We start from the raw sequence: 21,529 nt of genomic DNA, 5'->3' as shown, positions 1-21,529 counted from the left end.
GAGGGAACCCATGGCTGGATCCGTCATCCTCACGGGCGCACGTACGCCCATCGGCAAGCTCTCCGGCGCCCTCGCCGGCTTCCAGGGCACCGACCTCGGTGGCATCGCCATCAAGGCCGCACTCGAGCGGGCCGGCATCTCCGGCGACCAGGTCGACGCCGTGCTCATGGGCCAGGTGCTGCTCGCCGGCGCCGGCCAGCTCACCGCCCGCCAGGCGGCCATCGCCGGTGGGGTCCCCCTCGAGGTTCCCGCCACCACCATCAACAAGGTCTGCCTCTCTGGTCTCAACGCCGTGCACGTGGCCGACATGATGATCCAGACGGGCGAAGCCGAGATCGTGGTGGCCGGCGGCATGGAGTCGATGACCAACGCCCCCTACCTGCTGCCGGGCGCCCGTCAGGGCTACCGCCTGGGCGATGCCTCCGTCGTCGACTCGATGATGTACGACGGGCTGTTCTGCGCCATCGACCAGTGCGCCATGGGGGCGGGCACCGAGAAGTACGCGGCCAGCGCCGGGATCTCCCGCGAGGCCCAGGACGAGCTCGCCGCCCTCAGCCACGAGCGGGCGGCCAAGGCCCAGAAGGACGGCCTGTTCGACGACGAGATCACGCCGGTCGAGATCCCCCAGCGCAAGGGCGACCCGGTGGTGTTCCGCGAGGACGAAGGGGTGCGACCCGGCACCACCGCCGAGAGCCTGGGTGCCCTGCGACCCGCCTTCGACAAGGCCGGCAACATCACGGCCGGCAACGCCTCGCAGATCTCCGACGGGGGTTCGGCCATGGTCGTGTGCTCCGAAGCCGTCGCCGAACGCCTCGGCGTGACGCCGCTCGGTCGCATCCTCGGCTTCGGGCAGGTCGCCGGTCCTGATGCGTCGTTGCTCAACCAGCCCGCCAACGCCATCAACAAGGCCCTGGCCCGGGCCGGCATGAACGTGGGCGATCTCGACCTGTTCGAGCTCAACGAGGCCTTCGCCGCCGTCGGCATCGCCTCCATGGACACCCTCGGCATCACCAACGAGGTCACCAACATCAACGGCGGGGCCATCGCCCTCGGCCACCCCATCGGGATGTCGGGCAACCGGGTGCTGCTGCACCTGCTCATGGAGCTCCAGCGGCGTGGTGGCGGCAAGGGCGCGGCGGCCCTCTGCGGCGGCGGCGGCCAGGGCGACGCCCTGCTCGTCGAGACGGTCGCCTGACCCAGCCGCCCAGGGCGGTCGGCCCGACGGTGTCACCGCGCGGCGAGGGTCCGGGCCATCGAGTCGGGCCTTCGTCGCACGCGCCGCCCGGTCGTCGTGGTGGGAGGGCTACTCGACGGCGCGTCGGCCCTCGAGGGCGCGGCCGAGGGTGAGCTCGTCGGCGTACTCGAGATCGCCGCCGACCGGAAGGCCGCTGGCGATGCGGGTGACGGCGAGGCCGAGGGGCTTGAGGAGCCGACCCAGGTACATGGCGGTGGCCTCGCCTTCGATGTTCGGGTTGGTGCACAGGATCACCTCGGTGATCCCCTCGGGCTCGAGGCGAGCCAGCAGCTCCTTGACGCGCAGCTGGTCCGGGCCGATGCCCTCGATGGGGCTGATGGCGCCCTGCAGCACGTGGTAGCGGCCCTTGTACTCGCCGGTCTTCTCGACGGCCACGATGTCGCGGGACTCCTCGACCACGCACACCAGGCCGGCCTCCCGTCGGGGGTCGTTGCAGATGCCGCACTCGGCGCCTTCGGCGATGTTGAAGCACCGGGTGCAGAACGTGACCCGTTCCTTGGCCACGGTGATGGCCCGGGCCAGGCGGGCGGCGTCGTCGGGCGACACCTTGAGCAGGTGGAAGGCGATGCGCTGGGCGGACTTGGGTCCGACCCCCGGCAGGCGGCCCAGTTCGTCGATGAGGTCCTGGACGGGTCCGGCGTAGACGCTCACGAGCCGGTCGAGCCCTCGCCACCGGTCGTGTGGTCGTCGTCGTCCCCGTCGGCGTCGGTGGCGTCGGTCTCGATCACGCCGCCGAGCAGGGCGCCCATGTCGAGGTCGGCGGGCCCGCCCGCTCCGGCCGTGCCACCCAGGCCGCCGAGGCCGCCGAGGGCGCCCATGTCGAGGCCGCCGAGGGAGCTCTGCTGCATCTCGCCGACCTGGCCCATGGCGTCCTGCAGCGCCGCCAGCACGAGGTCCTCCAGCATCTCCACGTCGTCGGGGTCGACGGCATCGGGGCGGATCGAGACCGAGCGGAACTCGAGGCCTCCCGTGACGGTCACGGTGACGGCACCGCCGCCGGCGTGGCCGGTCACCTCCGCGTCGGCGGCGGCGGCCTGGGCCTCGAGGAGCTGCTGTTGCATCTCCATGGCCTGGCCGAGGATGGCGTTGAGGTCGAGGGAGTCGTTCACGTCGGGGCTCCTGGTCTGGGTGGGTGGGGGGCTCAGAGGAGCTGGTCGGTGCCGTCGTCGACGAGCTCGGCGCCGGGGAACACCGAGGTGACTCGGTCGAGGCCGGTGTCGGCCACGTCGTCGGCATCGGCCAGTTGGCTCACGTCGATGTCGTCGTCGGCCTCGGTGTGGTCGGGGGTGCTGCGCGACGGCGCCCCGGGTGTCGGGGGGGCTTCGGCGTGCTCGTCGACGACGAGACGGACCGGGACCGCGGTGCCGAAGTGGGCCGCCAAGGCGGTCTCGACGTCCGGGCGGCACTCCTCGCAGCGCTGGGCGTGCACCGCGTTGGGCAGCCCGAACACGGCGACGCCGTCCTCGACCGTGACCCACCGGCCGCCCGCGAAGCGCACCTTGGCCTTCTGGGGGAGCGAACTCAGCACGGTGTCGCCCCACGCGATGGTGAGCATGTCGCGGTCGGGCAGGGCCTGGCCCGACGGGGGCGTGGTGGTGGCCGCGGTAGGCGCGTCGGCGGGCGGGTCGGCCGACGGCGGACCGGGTGCAGCGGACGGCGGCGTCGGAGCCGGCGTGCGGTCGGGCCGGGGGGACGGCGCGGGAGCCCCGGGGGCACGGCGGGACGGGGGTCCGGGGCGCCGGGGCGGAGGGGAGGGGGGTCGCTCGGTGGCGACCGGGTCGGCCGGTGCGGGCGGGCGAGCAGGTGCCCCCTCGGCGCCGCGGGCCCGGGCCAGCTGCTCGCGGGCCACGTCGCCCGGTCGTCCTCCCGCACCGGACCGCGGCCCGGGGCCGGTGGGGGCGGTCGGCCCGTCGTCCTCGTTCTCGGGCTCGGCCTCGGCGGGAGACGCCGAGGTGGACGGGGCTGCGGGCGCGGCGGCGCTGGCGGGCGCCGGATCCGGAGCGGGTGTGGCGTCCGAGGCGGGGGCTGCTGACGGCGCCGGTCTGCGAGGGGCGGCCGGCGCGGCGACCGTGCCGCCCTCGGCGAGGGCCCGTTCGAGACGGGTGAGCCGTTCGGCGAGCGCCGCGGGGGAGGTGTCGGCGTCGGCCCGGGTGAGACGGACGAGGGCGACCTCGAGCGGGATGCGCGGGTCGAGGGCGTCCTGGATACCGACGAAGGCGTCGCCGAGGACCTCGAGCGCCCGGGTGGCACCGGCGGCTCCGAGGCGTTCGGCGTGGTCGTGGCAGCGTTGTTGGTCGGCCTCGGTGAGGCGGGACAGGTCGGCCCGCACCGCGGCGAGGAACACGTCGCGCAGGCGGGCGATGAGCGACTCACCGAGGACCCGGGGGCTGCGGCCGCGGGCCAGCGCGGCGTCGACGGCGACGAGCGCCCGTGCGGTGTCGCGGTCGCAGAGCGCCTCGACCAGCTCGTCGAGGGCGTCGGCCTCGTCGGGCACCCCGCCGGCGGCCACGACGCGGTCGAGCGCCGAGAGGGTGTCGCGGGCCGACCCGCCACCGGCGCGCAGCACGTAGGCCTTGCCCACCTCGTCGACGTCGAGGCCGGCGTCGGCGACGACGTCGTCGACCAGCGACTCGAGGTCGGTGGCCGGCAGCAGGTGCACCTCGAAGTGCTGGGTGCGGCTGCGGATGGTGGGCAGCACCTTCTGCGGATCGGTGGTGGCCAGCACGAACACCACGTGCTCGGGCGGCTCCTCGAGGGTCTTGAGCAAGGCGTTCGACGCCGCGCTCGAGAGCATGTGGACCTCGTCGAGGATGTACACCTTGGTGCGCCCCGGGGTGCCCAGCGACGCCTTGGCGATGAGCTCTCGCACGGCTTCCACGCCGTTGTTGGAGGCGGCGTCGAGCTCGTGGACGTCGAAGCTGGTGCCGGCCTCGATGGCCACGCACGACGGGCACTCGCAGCACGGCTCGCCGTCGACCGGGTTCTCGCAGTTGAGGACCTTGGCCAGGATGCGAGCGGTGGAGGTCTTGCCCGTGCCCCGGGGGCCGCTGAGCAGGTAGGCGTGGCCCACACGGTCTTCGCGCACGGCGTTGCGCAGGGCCGAGACCAGGTGCTGCTGGCCGCGCACCTCGGCGAAGCGGCGGGGACGGTAGCGACGGTAGAGCGACTGGTACGACATCGGGATCCGAGCCTACCGATCGTCGGTGACGGCGCCCTCCGGATCCCGGGCTCACCGGCGGCGGATCGGCCCGGGGTCTGGCGGGGAGAGGCCCGGGCGCGGCCGGGCCCGCTCCCCCGTGTGACGGTCAGGCGACCTGCGGCACATCGAAGGTCCCGCTGAGAGCTGCTGCCTTCCGGCCCTGACTCGGTTCACAGGCTTCGATTGCACAGGACCCGACCGCCACACGCGAGAGCGGGCCTTGCGACACGATACCCTCATCGCTGCGATCGTCCGCCCGGCTCCCCGGGCGGGTGGCACCTGGAGGGGTGCGAGAGCGGCCGAATCGGCACGCTTGGAAAGCGTGTGTGGGGAAACTCACCGTGGGTTCGAATCCCACTCCCTCCGCCGGAACCCGCCTCGACGAGGCGGGTTCTTCGCGTCCGGCGCCGGGCGATGTGGACCATGATGGCGCCATGGACTTCCTCTCCGCCTCGCTCCAGCTGGCCGCCGTCGAACGTCTCGACGTGGCCGACATGGAGCTCCTGGTGCGCCTCGAGAACAGCGGGGTGGCGTTCTACGACGTGCTCGCCGACCGCATCGGCGACGAGGAGGCCGCGGTGCTCCTGCGGCGCAACGGCCGGGAGGAAGCGGGCCACGCCCGCCGGGTCCTGCGGGCCCTCGAGCTGAAGGTGGGCGAGGGCTACGAGGCCCCGCCGGAGCTGTCCGAGCCCCTCCAGATCGACCTCCCCGATCCCATCGATCCGGCCATGCTGCCGCTCATCGTGGCCGGCGAGATCGACGGCGACGCCGGCTACCAGGGGTGGGCCGACCACGAGGACGACCCGGAGGTGGCCCGGCTGCTGCGCCTCAACGGGCGCGAGGAGACCAAGCATGCCGATCGGCTGCGTGAGGTCATGGCCATCCTCGAGTCCCGGACGCCCTGAGGGCTCCGTCGTCCGCCGTGCCCCCCACCGACGACGACCTGATGGGCCTGGCCCTCGCCGAGGCGCAGCGCTCCCTCGCCCACGGTGACGTGCCGGTGGGTGCGCTGGTGGTGGTCGACGGTGCGGTGGTCGCGGCGCGCCACAACGAGCGGGAGCTCCTCGGCGATCCCACCGCCCACGCCGAGGTCCTGGCGCTTCGCGACGCCGCCGAGGCCCTGGGCCGGTGGCGGCTCTCCGACGCCACCCTCGTGGTGACCCTCGAACCGTGCGCCATGTGCGCCGGGGCCCTGGTCAACGCTCGCATCGGCCGGCTGGTGTTCGGTGCTCGTGACCTGAAGGCGGGGGCCTGCGGCTCGCTCTACCACCTCGGCAGCGATCCCCGGCTGAACCACGAGTTCGCCACCACCATCGACGTGCGCGCCGCCGAGTGCGCGGCGTTGCTCACGGCGTTCTTCGCCGAGCGCCGCTGAGCCTTCACGTCGATCCCGCCCCGCCGTCCTGCGACCGCTGGTCCGGGTGCCCCCGCCGCCTGGGTGGACGGGTCGGATGCGGAGCGAACCGGTTTCGACCGGTCCCGACGGGCGCCGCTAGTGTCGACGGCGGAGAGTTGCCAGAGCGGACGAATGGGGCGGCCTCGAAAGCCGTTGTGGCCTTCGGGTCACCGTGGGTTCGAATCCCACACTCTCCGCCACTCAACGCCTCGACCACGCGCCCGCCCGGTGGCGTGGTCCGGGTCAGCCCGCCGTAGCCTGGCGGGTCTCATGCACCAGTCCCCCCACATGCTGATGGGCTCGGACCCCGACCGGGTCAAGGGCGTCAAGCTCGGCCGCCGCACCATGCGCCGGGTCCTCTCGTTCGCCCGGCCCTACACGGGCGCCATCGTCGGGTTCATCGGCGTCATCGTCGTGCAGGCCCTGCTCGAGCTGGTGCCGCCGTTGCTGCTGCGGCGCATCATCGACCAGGCCATCCCCGAGGGCGACCGCAGCGCCCTGCACCTGCTGGCGGCCCTCATCGTCGGAGCCGCCCTCACCGCGGCCGCCTTGTCGTTCGTCGAACGTTGGTACTCGGCCCGCATCGGCGAGGGGGTCATCTACGACCTGCGGGTGAAGCTCTTCGACCACGTGTCGGCCATGCCGATCGCCTTCTTCACCCGCACCCAGACCGGTGCGCTGATGAGTCGACTCAACAACGATGTCATCGGTGCCCAGCGCGCCGTCACCACCACGCTCGGGTCGGTGGTGTCCAACGTCATCGTGCTCGTCACCACGCTGGCGGCCATGTTGGCCCTCGAATGGCGCCTCACGCTGATGACCCTCGTCGTCCTCCCGATCTTCATCATCCCGGCCAAACGGGTCGGCCGGCGCCTCTCGGCCATGACCCGGGAGGGGTTCGACCTCAACGCCTCGATGAACACCACCATGACCGAGCGCTTCAACGTGTCGGGTGCCCTGCTGGTCAAGCTCTTCGGGCATCGCTCGCGCGAGTCGACGGAGTTCTCGTCGCGCGCCGGGAGGGTGCGCGACATCGGCATCCGCAGCGCCATGTACGGGCGCACGTTCTTCATCGCGCTCACGCTCGTGGGGGCCATCGGCACGGCCCTCGTCTACTGGTTCGGCGGCCAACTGGTCATCAGCGGCACCATCACGCTGGGCACCATGGTCGCCCTCGCCGCGTTGGTCGCTCGCATCTACGCCCCGCTCACGGGGCTCTCCAACGCCCGGGTCGACGTGATGACCGCCCTCGTGTCGTTCGACCGGGTCTTCGAGGTGCTCGACCTGCCCAACCCCATCACCGATCGCGACGGGGCGGTGGCCCTCGAGGCCCCCAAGGGAGGCATCGAGTTCGACCACGTCTCGTTCCGGTACCCGGCCGCCAGCCAGGTGTCGTTGGCGTCGCTCGAGGCCCCGGGCACGGACCTCGACGACCAGGTCGGTGTCGAGGTGCTCCACGACGTCACCGTCAGCGTCGAACCGGGCCAGCTGGTCGCCCTGGTGGGCCCCTCGGGCGCGGGCAAGACGACGCTCAGCTCGCTGGTGCCCCGCCTGTACGACGTGACCGGCGGTGCCGTGCGCATCGACGGCCACGACGTTCGCGACCTCACCCTCGACTCGCTGCGCGACGCGGTCGGGGTGGTCAGCCAGGACCCGCACCTCTTCCACGACACGGTGGCCTCCAACCTGCGCTACGCGCGTCCCGACGCCACCGACGCCGAGCTGATCGGCGCCTGCCGGGCGGCCCAGATCCACGAGGTCATCACCGCCCTGCCCGAGGGCTACGACACCGTCGTCGGCGAGCGGGGCTACCGGCTGTCCGGCGGCGAGAAGCAACGCCTCGCCATCGCCCGGATGCTGGTGAAGGACCCAGCGGTGGTGGTGCTCGACGAGGCCACCAGCCACCTCGACAGCGAGAACGAGTCGCTCGTGCAACAGGCGCTGGCCACCGCGCTCGAGGGTCGCACCGCCCTCGTGATCGCCCATCGCCTGTCCACCATCCGCAGCGCCGACAAGATCCTGGTGATCGACCGTGGGCGCCTGGTGGAGTCCGGGCGCCATGAGGAGCTGCTCGCCGCCGAGGGCCTCTACGCCGAGCTGTACCGCACGCTGGTCCGCGGCGACGTCGGCGACCTCATCGTCTGAACTCCGGTCAGCCTCGGTCGAGGCGGGAGCGGCCGGTCGGGACCTCCACCACGAGAGAACCGGCGGCCGACGACAACCGTTCGGGTGCCTCGGCGGCCATCAGGCCCGGTGGTCGGGGTGGCGACCCCGCCCGGGCGGCGTCGTCGGCGATGCGACCCAGGGCGATGACCTCGTCGAACAGCCGCCGGGCGTCGGGGCCGAGCAACGCCAGGTCGTCGGACACCAACGCCATGCCTCCCGACACGCCGACGGCGTGGGCCCAGGTGGTGGCCGCCGTCTCACCGAGGGCGGTGTGGTCGGTGCGCAACATCACGCAGTCGGGGTCGTTGAGCCAGAGTCGGCGGTGCATGGAGCTGCGAGCCGCGGTGTTGCGCCAGGCGTTGGCCGTGGAGGGTTGGCTCTCGACGTAGCCGGCCAGCGGCTCGGTGGCGGGTTCGACCGGCCAGGAGGGGGCGACGTCGGCACCGATGCGGTTGCCGTCGACGACCCCCACCACGTGGGCCAGCGGCGCTCCGCAGCCCAGGAGGAAGGCCCCCTCGTCGGGGGCGGCGATCCGGGCCGCCCGGTCGGCGCCGGCGCGGACGGCGTCGAACCCGGCGCGCACCCGCTGGGCGGGGGTCAGGGAGCGGTCGTGCCAGACGCCGTCGAAGGAAGGGCTGAACGTGAAGTCCAGCTTCAGGTAGGTGAAGCCCGCGTGCACGAGCGTGGCGGCCACCGCCTCGAGGTGGGCCAGCACCTCCGGATGGCTGGTGTCGAGGCCGTACATGAACCCGTCGAGGCCGCCGCCCCACGGCGGGTTGAACATGGTGATGAGCGGGGAGCCGTCGGGGAACCGGGCCAGCCAGTCGGGATGGGTCGTGGCCACCTCTGAGTCGGGGGCGGCGAGGAACGGCGCCAGCCAGATGCCGGGGCGGTGCCCCGCATCCCGGATGCGGGCGGCCATGGCCTCGAGGCCGCTGGGGAAGCGGTCGTTGGTGACCAGCCAGTCGCCGATGGCGCGCTGGTGGCCGTCGTCGACCTGCACGACGTCGAAGGGCCAGTCGCCTGCCCGGTCGAGGTTGGCCACGATGTCGCCTTCGGTGACGTCGTGGAAGTACTGGTACCAGCTGCACCACCCGACTTGGAAGGGCGCGTCCGTGCGGGCCCCGCCGACGCGGCCGGCGAGGCGGGCCCAGGCCGCCAGCAGGTCCTCGGCCGGGAGGCCGGCGGCGACCACCAGGTCGTGGAACGAGCGGACCTCGTCGGGGCCGAGCACCAGGTCGCCGAGGAAGGCCTCGCACCACAGCTCGGGGTCGGCCTCGCCGGACCGGAGCCGGAAGGTGGTGTCGTGCTCGGTGCCGCCGTCGGCTCCGACGAGCACCGCCTCTCCACGGCTGTCGGCCAGCACCGTCACCCACTCGGAGCGCAGCTCCTGGGGGTCGTCGACGACGCTCTGGTCGGCCTGGTGCACCCCCCGGACCAGCTCGAGCGAACCGGCGGCCAGCGACGGGTCGCGGTCACGGCCGAAGACGGCGGTGCCGCACGGGCTCCACGACTGGTAGCCGTGGCGGAACATCCGCACGGGGCCGACGACGTCGACGAGACGGAACACGAGGGCGGCGCGCCGCACGGCCCGGGGTGCGCCGGCGTCCTCGACGATGCGCCAGCTCCAGCGCTCGCCCTCGGCCCCGGACGGCAACAGCTCCGCCGGCCACGGTGCCGGGCCGGAGAGCGACGTGGCCAGACCCTCGAGCCCGCCGCCGGGCCCGCCCGGACCGCTGAGGCGCACCCGCCCGGCGCCGGGCACCTCGATGCGGTCGACGACCAGGCGCACCGGGTCAGCCTCCGGCGGCGAGCAGGGGTCGGAGTCGGGGGAGCAGCTCGGCGCCGAGCACCTCGATCTGCTCGTGGGCCCGTTCGGCGGCGATGCCGGGGGCGTGGATGCGCAGGTTCAGGGCGTCGCTGCCGGACTCGTGGACGGCGGTGGCCAGCTCCTGAGCGATGGCCGCGGGGTCGTCGCCGGTCATCCAGCCCGATCCCTCCCAGTGGCTCTGGCGTTCGGCGGGCGTGTAGCCCTGGTACACCTCGAACTGGGCGGCGAACGCCTCCTCGGGAGGCTCGCCGATCCACACCCGACGCAGCAGCACCCGAGGGGCGGTGCCGCCGGCGGCGCGGTGCTCGTCGGAGAGGCGGCGCAGGCGGCTCAGCACGCTGGCTCCGTCGTAGAGGACGCCGGCGCCGACCGACGCCGCCCGTCGGGCGGCGGCGGGGCTCATGGCGGTGGTGAGCATCGGGATGCGGCGGCCGTCGGCGGCGAGGCCGGCGAGCGCTCGGTCGCCCTCCAGCACACCCAGGTCGGCGCCTCGCAGCATCGCCGCCAGGCGGGGGAGGTCGGCCTTGAACCGGGGCACGGCCTCGGACAGCTCCATGTCCACGACGGTGAAGTCCAACTCGAGCGACCCGGGCCCCACCCCCAGCCCCACCCGGCCGGGGAAGCGGGCGTCGAGCCAGGCCACCTCCTCGGCCAGCAGGCCGACCGGGCGCAGCGGCATGAGCAGCGGGCACGGGGCGGCCCACCCGTCGTCCATGGCGGCCAACTGGAAGCCGGTGACCTGGAGCGGGTTGGGGAGGTAGCCGGCGAAGCCGCCGTGGTGCTCGCTGGTCATGACGCCGTCGAAGCCGACGTCGATGGCCCGCGCCGCCATGGCGCACAGGTGCTCGACGATCGCCGGGGCGTCGAGCTCGTTGTGGGGGTAGAGCCGCAGCGAGATCGAGCCGGGCGCGAACGGTGGGGTGGTCGTCATCGGGGGCGAGGCTAGTGATCCGGTCCCCGGTCGGCCGGCGTCCCACGCTGGGCTGTCCTGTCGTGGAGGGTCCCACCCTGGGCTGTCGTGGAGGGTCCCACCCTGGGCTGTCGTGGAGGGTCCCACCCTGGGCTGTCGTGGAGGGTCCCACCCTGGGCTGTCGTGGAGGGTCCCACCCTGGGCTCCGCTCTAGCGTTGGCCCATGGCCGACCTGTCCTCCTCCCCACCCTCCGGCGACGACCCCGAGGCCCTGGTGCGCGCGCTGTGGGCCCACGACCAGATCCGGGCCCTGGCCTCCCGCTACGCGGTGGCCATCGACGCGCGGGACATCGAGGGACTGGTCGCCCTCTTCGTCGACGACGTGCAGGTGGGTCGCCGGCGCACGGGTCGCGAGGCGCTGGCCGAGTCGTTCCGGGCGTCGCTGGGCGCCATCGGTCCGTCGATGCTCCATGTCACCAGCCAGGTCGTCGACCTCGTCGACGCCGACCACGCCACCGGCAGCGTGTACTGCCTGGCCGACGTGGTCGAGGACCACCGCATGATCCGTCAGGCCATCCTCTACCGCGACACGTACGAGCGCCGTGACGGCCGTTGGTTCTTCGTGCGGCGCATCCACGAGCTCTTCTACGGGGTCCCCCGCGACGAGAACCCGCTCGACCAGTCGCCGGCCAACTGGCCCGAGCGGTCGTGGGGGAGGGGCACGGTGCCGGAGAGCTGGCCCTCCTGGGGTCGCTTCTGGGCCGGATCCGGCGACTGAACGCACCGGCCCGCTCCGGTGGGCACCGGGCCTCCGGGTGGGCCTACCCTCGGGCCCGTGACTGCGACCGATGTGACCAACGACGCCGCCCAGGTGCAGGACCTGATCGACCGCCTGCTCGGCGAGAACGATCCCAAGGGCGATCCGGTGGCGTTCCTCGGAGCCCAGTTCGACCTCGGCCTGGCCTGGGTCAACTTCCCGGTGGGCAAGGGCGGCCTCGGGCTCGCGCCCCAGCACCAGAAGCAGATCGACGAGGCCATCGCCGCCGCCGGCGGGCCCAACGCCTGGGCCCGCAACCCCATCGGGCACGGCATGGGTGCCCCCACGGTGCTGAGCCACGGCGCCGACGAGCTGAGCGACCGCTACCTGCGCCCGCTGTTCACCGGCGAGGAGATCTGGTGCCAGCTCTTCAGCGAGCCCGGCGCCGGCTCCGACGTGGCCTCCCTGTCGACCCGAGCGGTGCGCGACGGCGACGAGTGGGTCGTGAACGGCCAGAAGGTGTGGACCACCCTGGCGCACGTCTCCCGCTACGGCATGCTGCTGGCCCGCACCGACCCCGACGCGGTCAAGCACAAGGGCATGACCTACTTCGTCGTCGACATGCACGCCCCCGGCGTCGACGTCCGCCCGTTGCGCCAGATGACCGGCGACGCCGAGTTCAACGAGGTGTACTTCACCGACGTGCGGATCCCCGACTCGCATCGCCTCGGCGAGGTGGGTGAGGGCTGGCGGGTGTCGCTCACCACGCTGATGAACGAGCGGGTCTCCCTCGGCGGTGGCACCCCGCCGCGGGGCAGCGGCACCATCGCCGAGGCGGTGGCCATGTGGCACAAGTACGGCGGGGGTCCGGTCGAGCGTGACCAGCTCGTCGACCTCTGGATCCGGGCCGAGGCGTTGCGCCTCACCAACATGCGGGCGGCGGCCGCCCGACGGGTGGGTACGCCGGGGCCGGAGGGCTCGATCGGCAAGATGATGTCGGCCGAGCTCAACCAGGAGATCTACGCCTTCGCCCTCGGTCTCATGGGCGCCGAAGGGATGCTCTACAGCAGCTACGACGTGGGTCGCGGGGGAGCGTTCCGAACCACGCAGGCGCGGTTCCTGCGCAGCCGGGCCAACACCATCGAGGGCGGGACCTCCGAGGTCATGCGCAACATCCTCGGCGAGCGCATCCTCGGCCTCCCCGGCGACGTCCGCGTCGACAAGGACCGCCCCTGGAGCGACGTGCCCCGCTCCTGACCGCGCCGGGGGCCTGCGCAGTAGCGTCGGCGCATGGCTGATCACGTGGTGGACAAGGTCGTCGTCGTCACCGGGGCCGGCAGCGGCTTCGGTCGCCTGGTGGCCGAGATGGTCTCGGCCCGCGGCGGGCGCGTGGTCGCCGCCGACGTCGATGTCGCCGCCGTCACGGCCACGGTGGAGGCCATCCGCGCCCAGGGGGGCGAGGCCCGGGCGGTCGCCGCCGACGTCACCGACCTCGGCCAGATGAAGGCGCTCGCCCGTGAGGCGGTCGACTCCTATGGCCACATCGACGTGATGGTCAACAACGCCGGCATCATGCCGCTCGCCTTCTACGCCGACCACGCCCAGGCCGCCGGGGCCTGGGACCGGTGCATCGACGTGAACCTCAAGGGCGTGCTGCACGGCATCATCGCCGTGCACGACCAGATGCTCGAGCAGGGCCACGGCCACGTCGTCAACATCTCGTCGATCTACGGCAACACCCCCACCGTCGGCGCCGCCGTGTACGCCGCCACCAAGGCCGCGGTCAACGTGCTCGGCGAGGCGCTGCGGGCCGAGTCCCAGGGGCGGATCAAGGTCACCACGGTCAAGCCCACCGGCGTGCCCGGCACCGGTCTCGGCGGTTCCATCGTCAACGGCGCCGCGGTGGTCGGGCTGCTTGGCCAGAACGCCGACAGCTACTGGGGCCACATCGGCCAGATGATGGAGGGCGCTCTGCCCGCCGAGATGACCGACCCCGACGACATCCGTTACTGGGCGATCAGCCCCGAGGAGCTCGCCCGCCAGGTGGTCTGGGTCATCGACCAGCCCTGGGGCATCTCCATCAGCGACGTCACCGTGCGCGCCTCGGGCGAGGAGTTCCTTTTCTGAGCCCTCGTCCGATTGCCGGCCCACAGCGCACGCCGGCGACGCTCCGGCGGTACGGCGCGTTCGCCGAGCGGCTCAGCGCATCGCCGTCGACACTCGTCCGGCGGTGATCGACGTGTCGGGAGCGAGCGCTGGAGGTCGGCTGTCCGTTGTCGTGTGCCACGACACCTCGCCTCGGGCGAACCCGTCCACTCCGTCTGGCTCGTAGGTGTAGGTGACGCCCCAGCGGGCCTCACCCTCTTCGGCGTTGCCCGTCGGTTCGATCGCGCCGTCGGCGCCGACCCAGGGTCCGAAGAGGGCGGCGATCTCATCGTCCCCCGGAGGAGGCGTGTACGTCGCACCGGCGCCGGCCGCCCGACGGAGCTCAGCGAGGGCGGTGTCGAACCGTTCGGCGACGACGTAGGTGACCAGGTCGATGGGGGGTGTGTCCGAGGACGCGTCGACCTGCACCCATTCGGCGTCGTCGAGTGCGGACGGTGCTTCGTCGAGCAGCCAAGGGAGGCGGTACCAGCGGAGGTCGCCGTCGACAACGACCTCGGTGACACCTGCGGAGTCGATCGTGTCCGAACCGGATGGCGGGTCGACGAAACCGTTGATCCCCGCACCGACCATCATCGGGATCAGGTCGGCGTAGTCCCCGCCGTCGGAGCCGAGCAACGGGACGCCGTTCATCGTGTACGACGCCCACCCTTCGCCCACGGTGCCGCTGACCTCGACCCTCACCCCGTACCCATCGCCGACGTAGGACGTCGTCCAGGTGAACTCGATCGCCGCCGCGACGGCTGGCGTCGAGGGCGGGGGCGTCGTCGAGGCATCGGTCTCGGACGTGGGGGGAGGAGCGTCGGCCGTCGCGGGTCCGCCCGACTCGCCCCCTCCGCACGAAGCCAGCGCGAGAGTGGCCCCCACCATCCAGGCGAGCACTCTCGGCGCCCGTTCGATCGGTGTCCTGCCGGGCAGTCCCACCGACGGATGATGCCGGATCCTCGGTGGGGACACCAGCGCCACAGGAGGTTCGGCACCGACGTTGGTGGCGCGCGCTCGGATCAGATCCTGGGCCAGGGTCTCGGTGTCGATTCGACCGCCGGCGAGGAGCTCCTCTTCTGAGCGGGTCGGGCTCGACCGGACCCAGCGATCCTCGACGTGACCGGGGGTTGATCTCGATCCTTCGCCCCTCCCGGCAGGGACCGACCTGATCGGGGGCCGGAGCGGCGCATGCGCTCTCATCGCACGGATGACTACGATCCCCGGCTCATGAACGGCGATCCCGGGGGGCCGACCCTGGCGGTGGGCGATGAGAGCCGTTCCGTTTCGGCGAGAGGAGCGGGCTCCCCCATTCGGTACCACCGACTGTTCGGCGGGCTCGAAGTCCGTGTGGACGGGCAGGTGGTCGAACTCGGCCCTCCCAAGCAGCGCTCGGTGCTGGCCGTACTCCTGCTCGAAGCCGGCAGGGTCGTCGCCTCTGATCGCCTCGTCGAACTGCTCTGGGACGACTCTCCGAAGGCGCGGGTGTCGTTGCAGACCTATGTGTCGAACCTCCGCCGGGCGCTCGAACCCGACCGTCGGCCGCGACAGGCGGCCAAGGTGCTGCGGACGCAGGCCCCCGGGTACAGCCTCGATGTGAGTCGGCGCGAGGTCGACGTCTTGCACTTCGAGGATCTCGTGGCCAACGGCCGAACCCGTCTCCGCACCGGCGACCCGGCGGGCGCCGTAGCAGCTCTCGATCAAGCCCTGGCCCTGTGGACCGGTCCGCCGCTGCCCGAGTTCGCCCACGAGCCGTTCGTGGTGGAGGCGACCGCCCGCCTCTCGTCGAGGCGCCTTGCCGCGTTGGCCCTCGCCGCGCAGGCTCGTCTCGGTCTCGGCCACCACATCGAGGTCGTGGGCATGCTGGAGTCGGCTGTCGCCGAGTACCCGCTCGACGAGCACCTCCACACCCTCCTTGCTCTCGGTCTGTACCGGTCCGGCCGACAGGCCGAGGCCTTGCGTGTGGTTGAGCGAGTTCGGCGAGCGCTGGCGAACACGGCCGGTCTCGACCCCGGCCCGGAGTTGCGGGATCTCGAGGCCGATCTCTTGAACCACTCGATGGCGCTCCAGTGGCGCCCTTCGAGCCCGTCGGCGCCCGACGAGCCGCCACGGAGGTCGTCGCCCGTCGACGACGCTGGTTCGGGATCAGCGTCGCCGGTGGCGGTACCCGACCGGCCCGTGCTGATAGGCCGCCACGGGGAGCTGGCCGCCCTCATGGCGGCCCTCGCCGGCGCCGCGGCCGGTCGAGGTGCTGCCGCCGTGGTGCTCGGGGAACCGGGAGTCGGGAAGACGCGACTGGTCGAGGAGGTGGCCGCCGCGGCCCGACAGCGCGGCTTCGTCACCGCGTGGGCCCGCTGTCCCGAGAGCGGCGCCACACCGTCGTTCTGGTCCGCGACCCATCTCGCCGAACAGGTCCGCGAGGCAGGCGTCGTCGACCGGGTTCTCGTTCCGCCCGACGAATACCACCAGTCGTCCGAGGTCGCCCCGGGTGCCGTTTTCGCCCTGTATCGCGCCGTCGTGGACACGTTGCGCTCGGCGAAGGTGCCTCTGTTGCTGGTGATCGACGATCTCCAATGGGCCGATGCCGACAGCCTTCGCCTCCTCGTTCACGTCGCCGGTGAGCTGACCGACCTTTCGATCCTGGTGGTGGTGACGGTCAGGCCGCTCGAGGATGACAGCGGGGTGGCGCTGGTCGATGCACTCGGCGCCTTGTCCCGGACCCCCGGGATCGTGCAGGTCCCGCTCTTCGGCCTCGAGAAGGGCGCAGTTTCCGAGTGGCTCGCCGCTCGAACAGGTGTCGACGTGCCGAGCGACGTCGCCGCCCTGGTCCACGACCGCACGGGGGGCAATCCCCTGTTCGTCAAAGAGCTCAGTGAGTTGTTGGCCTCCGAGGGTCGGCTCACGGATGCATCAGCGGCTCGTGCTGCTACCGCCATCCCGCCCGGGGTGCAGTTCGTGGTGAGGCGCCGGGTCGCCCGACTGCCCGCCCCCACCCAGCAGCTGTTGACCGTTGCGTCGGTGGTCGGCCGCCGGTTCGAGCTGACTGTGGTGGCCACCGTGGCGGAGGAGCCGCTGGATGCAGCCCTCGATGCCCTTGCCCCGGCTCTCGACGCTGGACTGGTGGTCGACGAGGAAGGCGGCCGCTTCCGCTTCTCCCACGCCCTCGTCTGCGACGCGCTGGCGGCGGAGGTCAATTCCGTTCGCAGCGCCCGTATCCATGCCGCCGTCGCTCGCACGGTCGCCCGGCGCACCGGCCCGGTACTGGGCTCGAGCGCTGCGCTGGTCGCCCACCACGCCATGGCCGGGGCCATGGCCGGGACGGCCGAGTTGGCGATCGAGGCCTCCACGGAGGCGGCCCGCCTGGCCAGCGACCAGTTCGGCTTCGAGGACGCGGCCGGTCACTGGGCTCGCGTGGTCGAGTCGTTGGCTTCGTTCCGTCCCGGCGACCTCGCCGGACGGATCGGTGCCCTGTGCAACCTGGCGGCCGTCCGCTTCGAAGCCGATCTGGTGGAAGCGGCGAGGAGGGCGGCGCTCGAGGCAATGGAACTGGCGGAGGTGGCAGGTGACGTGGCGGCACTCGGCCGGGCCGCGGCGCTGCTCGGCAGCCCCCATCTGTGGCCCAACCAGAGCTACGGGACGGTCGATCCCCGGTGCATCGCCGCTCTCCGGCGCACTGCGGACCTCCTCGACCATGGCGACTTCGTGAGCCGGGCTCTCGTGCTCGGGGCTCTTGCCGTCGAGTTGACCTATGGAGACAGCGCCGCGATCGAAGGAGTCCGGTCGGAGGCGGTGGAGGCCGCCCGGGCCTCGGGCGACCCCTACGTCCTCGGTCGCGTCATGCTGAACGCCAGTGGGCCCCTCGAACCGACCAAGCTCGCTGAGCGTCGAAGGTCCGCTCTCGAGGTGCTCGAGCTCGTCGAGACGCACGGGCTCGACGACCACCTCGCACTCATCGCTCGCTTTCAGCTCGCGCTGACGCACTACGAATCGGCTGACCACGACGGCGCCGCGTCGCACATCGCCGAGTGCCGCGCCGTGGCCGACCGGATCGGCGGAGGTCCGTTGCTCGCTCAGCTCGGATGGTTCCAGGGCGCCATGGCGCTCGCGCACGGCCGGTACGAGGAGGCACAGGCGTTGTGCAGCGAGGCGGCCCTCCGTTACCGACGGACCCGGCGAATGGATGCCGACCTCATGGAGATGGCTCAGGTCGCGGCCATCGCCGCTGACCGAGGTGGCATCGACGCGACCATGCCCCGGATCAGGGCGGCGGCGGCCGCCAGCCCTCACTACGGGCGACTCGCCGCCGAGTTCTCCGGATGGCTGGTGACCGAGGCTGGTCGGCTCGACATGGCGGCGTCGGTCGTCGATCAGATCGACACCGGCATCCCGTTCGCCGACGACTACACGATGCTCAGCGCAGCGACCTATGGCCTGCACACCCGGGTCAGCCTCGGTGACATCGCTGGAGCATCGGCCATCGCGTCTCAACTCGAGCCCTTCGAGGGGCGATGGGCGGCGACGGGATCCGGCGGCGGGAGCGCCGGTCTCGTCGGGTTGGCCCTGGCCCGTTCGGCTGTGCTCCTCGGGGACACGGAGCGAGCCCGAACTCTCTTCGACGAGGCGGTCGCCGGCCACGAGCGGCTGCGAACGCCGGCCTGGCTCGCACGGTCGCTCCTCTACCAGGGGCGATTCCTCCTCGACATGGCCGGGCCGGGCGACCGCTCCCGCGGAGAGGATGCGTTGCGGCGAGTTGAGGCCCTGGCCTCCACCCACGATCTGGTCTACGTGGCCCGACAGGTTGCCGAAAGCCGCCGCTGACGTACGCGACCGGGGATGAGCCCGCCCCACGCCAAGTGCCCGCCAAGTCCCCGCCAACCGGCGTGCCCCACGGTGCTTCCAGTCCGTTCCGACGACTGAGGAGACACCATGGACGACGCCCCCGACACCACGACCTTCCGCCTCATCCACCGAGCGCTCCGCCAGAGTGCCGGCGACCTCGCCGTGACCATCGGCCAGATCCCCACGGGGGACCGGAGCCGGGCCCGTGCCCTGCACTGGTGGTACCGAGGTTTTGCGGCGTACCTCCATGACCACCATGTCATCGAGGACGACATCTTCTTCCCGGCCCTGGCCGAGCGGGTACCGACGTTCGCCGCCTACGAGACGGGCTTGGCCGCCGATCATGACCACCTCGACGACGTCGGCGGCCGTCTCGGGGAAGCCATCGAAGGACTGGCTCTCGACGGCGACTGGTCGGTGAACCAACGAGTTGCCATCGATGCATCGGTCCAGATGGCGCGGCTGGTGCAGTCACATCTGGAAACCGAGGACGATGACGTGGTGCCACTCTTCGAGCGGCACTTCACTGCCGCTGAGTTCGAGGCCCTGAACGCACGCGCTGTGAAGTATCACGACCCCCGCAAGCTGGCCTTCACCGTCCCGTGGCTCGTCTCGACATTCAGCGCCGACGAGACGCAAGCGATGTTCGACAGCACCCCGAAGATGATCGAGTTGATCTGGCGAATGAGCCGACGACGTTACGCACGTCGGACAGCGGCGGCCTTCACGGTCAACTCTTCGGCGGTGACCCGATGAGCCACAGCTCGACTCCGGTCACCAGCGGGATCGCACGGTTGGCCTCGTGGTGCTACCACCGACGCCGCCGGGTCGTCGTTGCTTGGGCCATGGCGTTGGCGTTGGCGACCGCACTGGCGTTCGTCGCCGGTGGCCAGCATCGCGCCGACTACTCGATGCCGGGCTCCGACTCGGCTGCGGTCCGCCAGCTCATGACCGACCGGTTCCCCGACCGGGCAGGTGACGCCGTGTACCTGGTCGCCAAGGCGTCGACCGGTCTGGCGACCGAAGATGCCACCCGTCGGCTCGAGGAACTTCGTGCCGGCCTGGCCGGCATGGCCCATGTCGCCGACGTCGGTGCGCCCCTACCGGCACCCGATGGTCGAACGACGCTCGTCGCGGTGACCCTCGACGATCGGGCGGAAGCCGTTCCCCCGGATGCCGTCGGGGCGCTGATCGACCGATCGGTCGCTGCCGGCGGCGACGGACTGCAGATCGAGCTCGGGGGATGGCCCGTCCAGTACGCCGAGCAGGGCGACGCCGGCAAGGAAGGGCTCGGCCTCATCGCTGCTCTGCTGGTCCTTCTCGTTGCCTTCGGGTCGGTCCTCGCTGCCGGGGTGCCGATCGCTCTCGCCCTGGTGGGCCTCGGAGTGGGATCGGGCCTGGCCATGCTGATCGCCCACCTGATCGACATCCCCGAATGGGGCTCGATGCTGGCGACGATGATCGGCATCGGCGTGGGCATCGACTATGCGTTGTTCATCGTCACCCGCTACCGCAACGAACTGGCCTCCGGAGCCAGTCCGCACGAAGCTGTGGTCACGGCCATGTCGACCGCCGGGCGTGCGGTGGTCTTCGCCGGGGGCACGGTGGTCATCTCGTTGCTCGGGCTCGGCATCATCGGCCTCGAGTACATGTGGGGCGCGGCCTTGGCGATGGTGATCGCCGTCGCAGCAGTGATGGGCACAGCGCTGACCCTGCTTCCTGCGGTCCTCGGCTTCGTCGGGCACGGCATCGACCGTTTCCACATGCCTGGAGCTCGGCGCCATTCCGGACGCTCGGAGCGATGGGCTCGCTGGAGCCGAAGCGTCCAGCGCCGTCCGGTCGTCCTCGGCCTGCTCGCGGTCGTGATTCTCGTTGGTCTCGCCGCACCGGTGACGACCCTGCGCTTCGGATTCCCCGATGCCGGCACCAACCCCACGTCGCTCACCAGTCGGCGGGCCTTCGATCTGACGGCCGCCGCCTTCGGGGCGGGCGCCAATGGGCCGCTCCTGGTGACCGTCGATGCCCCGGCCGGTGATGCCCCGGTGGCCGCGCAGGTGGCGACCGATCGACTCGTCGACGATCCGGCCGTCGCCGCGGTGCTGCCCGGTGCCACGGACGACGGCGGCACCACCACGCTGCTCACGGTTGTGCCGGTCGGTGGTCCCCAGGACGCGTCCACCGAAGCTCTGGTTCGTCGGCTGCGGGCAGAGGTGCTCCCGGCGGTGTCGGCGGAGACGGGCACCGGGGTGCTCGTCGGTGGACTCACGGCGCTGTTCATCGACGAGGCGGACCACGAGGGAAGCCGCCTGCCGTGGTTCATCGCCGCCGTCCTGCTCTTGTCCTTCGTTCTGTTGCTGGCGGTCTTCCGGGCACCACTGGTGGCCCTCAAGGCGGCGGTGCTGAACCTCCTGGGAATCGCCGCGGCCTATGGGGTGGTCGCCTTGGCCGTGCAGGGCGGACGGTTCGGAGAGCTCCTCGGCATCCCCGAAGCCACCCCAGTGCCCGTGTTCGTGCCCATCCTCATGTTCGCGATGCTGTTCGGCCTCTCGATGGACTACGAGGTGTTCCTCCTGAGCCGAATCCGCGAGGAGCACCAGCGCGGGCGCAGCAACAGCGACGCCGTGGTGGAGGGACTGGCCACGACCGCTCGGGTGATCTCCGCCGCCGCGGCCATCATGGTCGTCGTCTTCGGCGCCTTCCTCTTGAACGACGACGTGATCGCGAAACTCGCCGGCCTCGGGCTCGCCACGGCCGTCCTCCTCGACGCCACACTCGTGCGCATGATCCTCGTGCCGGCCACCATGGAGCTCCTCGGCGAGCGCAATTGGTGGCTGCCCGGCTGGCTCGACCGCCGCTTGCCCCAGCTCGCGCTCGAGACCAGAGCGCCCGTTGAAGCGGACCCGCTCGTTGCCGCGGCCTGATCCAAACCGACAAGCGGGCTGGCGCCGAGCTCCGATCCGGCGCCAGCCACCCACTCACCCCGAGAGAGATCCTGTGAACACGACCAGCGTCCTCGCCACAGCGCCCACCT

The 21,529-nt window shown here is 71.9% G+C and carries 16 protein-coding genes, 2 tRNA genes, 1 other RNA gene and 1 pseudogene; 13 read left to right on the top strand and 7 right to left on the bottom strand.

Going from position 1 to position 21,529, the window contains the following annotated elements; genetic code table 11:
• Positions 1 to 10 precede the first annotated feature (10 nt).
• Positions 11 to 1,195, top strand: a complete 1,185-nt coding sequence (locus LUW87_RS16450; protein WP_232672291.1) for an acetyl-CoA C-acetyltransferase — start codon at positions 11 to 13, stop codon at positions 1,193 to 1,195.
• A 108-nt stretch (positions 1,196 to 1,303) separates the two neighbouring features.
• Here the strand turns inward: LUW87_RS16450 and recR are convergent, their stop codons facing one another.
• The 4 genes from recR to ffs form a co-directional block, all read right to left on the bottom strand.
• Positions 1,304 to 1,906: a recombination mediator RecR gene (recR, locus tag LUW87_RS16445; RefSeq protein WP_232672290.1), complete on the bottom strand. Its 603-nt coding sequence runs from the start codon at positions 1,904 to 1,906 to the stop codon at positions 1,304 to 1,306.
• Positions 1,903 to 2,364: a YbaB/EbfC family nucleoid-associated protein gene (locus tag LUW87_RS16440; protein WP_232672289.1), complete on the bottom strand. Its 462-nt coding sequence runs from the start codon at positions 2,362 to 2,364 to the stop codon at positions 1,903 to 1,905. The genes recR and LUW87_RS16440 overlap by 4 nt, the downstream gene beginning before the upstream one ends.
• A 32-nt stretch (positions 2,365 to 2,396) precedes the next feature.
• A complete protein-coding gene (gene dnaX / locus LUW87_RS16435; RefSeq protein ID WP_232672288.1) occupies positions 2,397 to 4,433 on the bottom strand; it encodes a DNA polymerase III subunit gamma/tau in 2,037 nt (678 codons plus the stop codon).
• Positions 4,434 to 4,555: 122 nt separating this feature from the next.
• Positions 4,556 to 4,654, bottom strand: an RNA gene (gene ffs, locus LUW87_RS16430) — signal recognition particle sRNA small type.
• Between the two features lie 81 nt (positions 4,655 to 4,735).
• Between ffs and LUW87_RS16425 the strand changes: the two genes are divergently transcribed.
• The 5 genes from LUW87_RS16425 (at position 4,736) to LUW87_RS16405 (ending at position 7,995) form a co-directional block, all read left to right on the top strand.
• Positions 4,736 to 4,820 (top strand) — tRNA-Ser (locus LUW87_RS16425).
• A 68-nt stretch (positions 4,821 to 4,888) separates the two neighbouring features.
• A complete protein-coding gene (locus LUW87_RS16420) occupies positions 4,889 to 5,359 on the top strand; it encodes a ferritin-like domain-containing protein (RefSeq protein WP_232672287.1) in 471 nt (156 codons plus the stop codon).
• A 17-nt stretch (positions 5,360 to 5,376) separates the two neighbouring features.
• Complete coding sequence (gene tadA, locus LUW87_RS16415) at positions 5,377 to 5,829, top strand: tRNA adenosine(34) deaminase TadA (RefSeq protein WP_232672286.1); 453 nt, start codon at positions 5,377 to 5,379, stop codon at positions 5,827 to 5,829.
• 131 nt (positions 5,830 to 5,960) lie between these two features.
• Positions 5,961 to 6,050 (top strand) — tRNA-Ser (locus tag LUW87_RS16410).
• A 70-nt stretch (positions 6,051 to 6,120) separates the two neighbouring features.
• Positions 6,121 to 7,995 (top strand): ABC transporter ATP-binding protein, encoded by a 1,875-nt coding sequence (locus LUW87_RS16405; RefSeq protein ID WP_232672285.1) that lies wholly within the window; start codon positions 6,121 to 6,123, stop codon positions 7,993 to 7,995.
• A gap of 7 nt (positions 7,996 to 8,002) precedes the next feature.
• Here the strand turns inward: LUW87_RS16405 and LUW87_RS16400 are convergent, their stop codons facing one another.
• Positions 8,003 to 9,808: a glycoside hydrolase family 36 protein gene (locus tag LUW87_RS16400; protein ID WP_232672284.1), complete on the bottom strand. Its 1,806-nt coding sequence runs from the start codon at positions 9,806 to 9,808 to the stop codon at positions 8,003 to 8,005.
• Between the two features lie 4 nt (positions 9,809 to 9,812).
• Positions 9,813 to 10,778, bottom strand: coding sequence for an LLM class flavin-dependent oxidoreductase (locus LUW87_RS16395; protein WP_232672283.1), 966 nt, complete (start codon positions 10,776 to 10,778; stop codon positions 9,813 to 9,815).
• A 202-nt stretch (positions 10,779 to 10,980) separates the two neighbouring features.
• Here LUW87_RS16395 and LUW87_RS16390 point away from each other — a divergent pair, with 202 nt between their 5' ends.
• Genes LUW87_RS16390 through LUW87_RS16380 form a run of 3 tightly spaced genes read left to right on the top strand, consistent with a single transcriptional unit; the run spans position 10,981 to position 13,641 of the window.
• Positions 10,981 to 11,535: a nuclear transport factor 2 family protein gene (locus LUW87_RS16390; protein WP_232672282.1), complete on the top strand. Its 555-nt coding sequence runs from the start codon at positions 10,981 to 10,983 to the stop codon at positions 11,533 to 11,535.
• 57 nt (positions 11,536 to 11,592) lie between these two features.
• Complete coding sequence (locus LUW87_RS16385; RefSeq protein ID WP_232672281.1) at positions 11,593 to 12,771, top strand: acyl-CoA dehydrogenase family protein; 1,179 nt, start codon at positions 11,593 to 11,595, stop codon at positions 12,769 to 12,771.
• Between the two features lie 33 nt (positions 12,772 to 12,804).
• On the top strand, positions 12,805 to 13,641 hold the full coding sequence (locus LUW87_RS16380; RefSeq protein WP_232672280.1) for an SDR family oxidoreductase: 837 nt from the start codon (positions 12,805 to 12,807) through the stop codon (positions 13,639 to 13,641).
• Positions 13,642 to 13,713: 72 nt separating this feature from the next.
• Here the strand turns inward: LUW87_RS16380 and LUW87_RS19460 are convergent, their stop codons facing one another.
• Positions 13,714 to 14,361, bottom strand: a complete 648-nt coding sequence (locus tag LUW87_RS19460; protein WP_430300543.1) for a hypothetical protein — start codon at positions 14,359 to 14,361, stop codon at positions 13,714 to 13,716.
• A gap of 489 nt (positions 14,362 to 14,850) precedes the next feature.
• Between LUW87_RS19460 and LUW87_RS19455 the strand changes: the two are divergent.
• From LUW87_RS19455 to LUW87_RS16360, 4 genes and pseudogenes are all read left to right on the top strand, one after another.
• Positions 14,851 to 15,648 (top strand): annotated as a pseudogene (locus tag LUW87_RS19455) (AfsR/SARP family transcriptional regulator); the annotation flags it as partial.
• Between the two features lie 189 nt (positions 15,649 to 15,837).
• Positions 15,838 to 18,477: an ATP-binding protein gene (locus tag LUW87_RS16370; protein ID WP_232672278.1), complete on the top strand. Its 2,640-nt coding sequence runs from the start codon at positions 15,838 to 15,840 to the stop codon at positions 18,475 to 18,477.
• A gap of 108 nt (positions 18,478 to 18,585) precedes the next feature.
• Positions 18,586 to 19,254, top strand: a complete 669-nt coding sequence (locus LUW87_RS16365) for a hemerythrin domain-containing protein (RefSeq protein WP_232672277.1) — start codon at positions 18,586 to 18,588, stop codon at positions 19,252 to 19,254.
• The gene (locus LUW87_RS16360) at positions 19,251 to 21,419 is read left to right on the top strand and encodes an MMPL family transporter (RefSeq protein ID WP_232672276.1); all 2,169 of its coding nucleotides are present in this window, start codon (positions 19,251 to 19,253) and stop codon (positions 21,417 to 21,419) included. The genes LUW87_RS16365 and LUW87_RS16360 overlap by 4 nt, the downstream gene beginning before the upstream one ends.
• The last annotated feature ends 110 nt before the right edge of the window (positions 21,420 to 21,529 follow it).

The sequence above is a fragment of the Rhabdothermincola salaria genome, assembly GCF_021246445.1.
Lineage (GTDB): Bacteria > Actinomycetota > Acidimicrobiia > Acidimicrobiales > Acidimicrobilacustridaceae > Rhabdothermincola_A > Rhabdothermincola_A salaria.
Note: the sequence above shows the minus strand (reverse complement) of the source record. Positions and strands in the feature narration are given on the sequence as shown.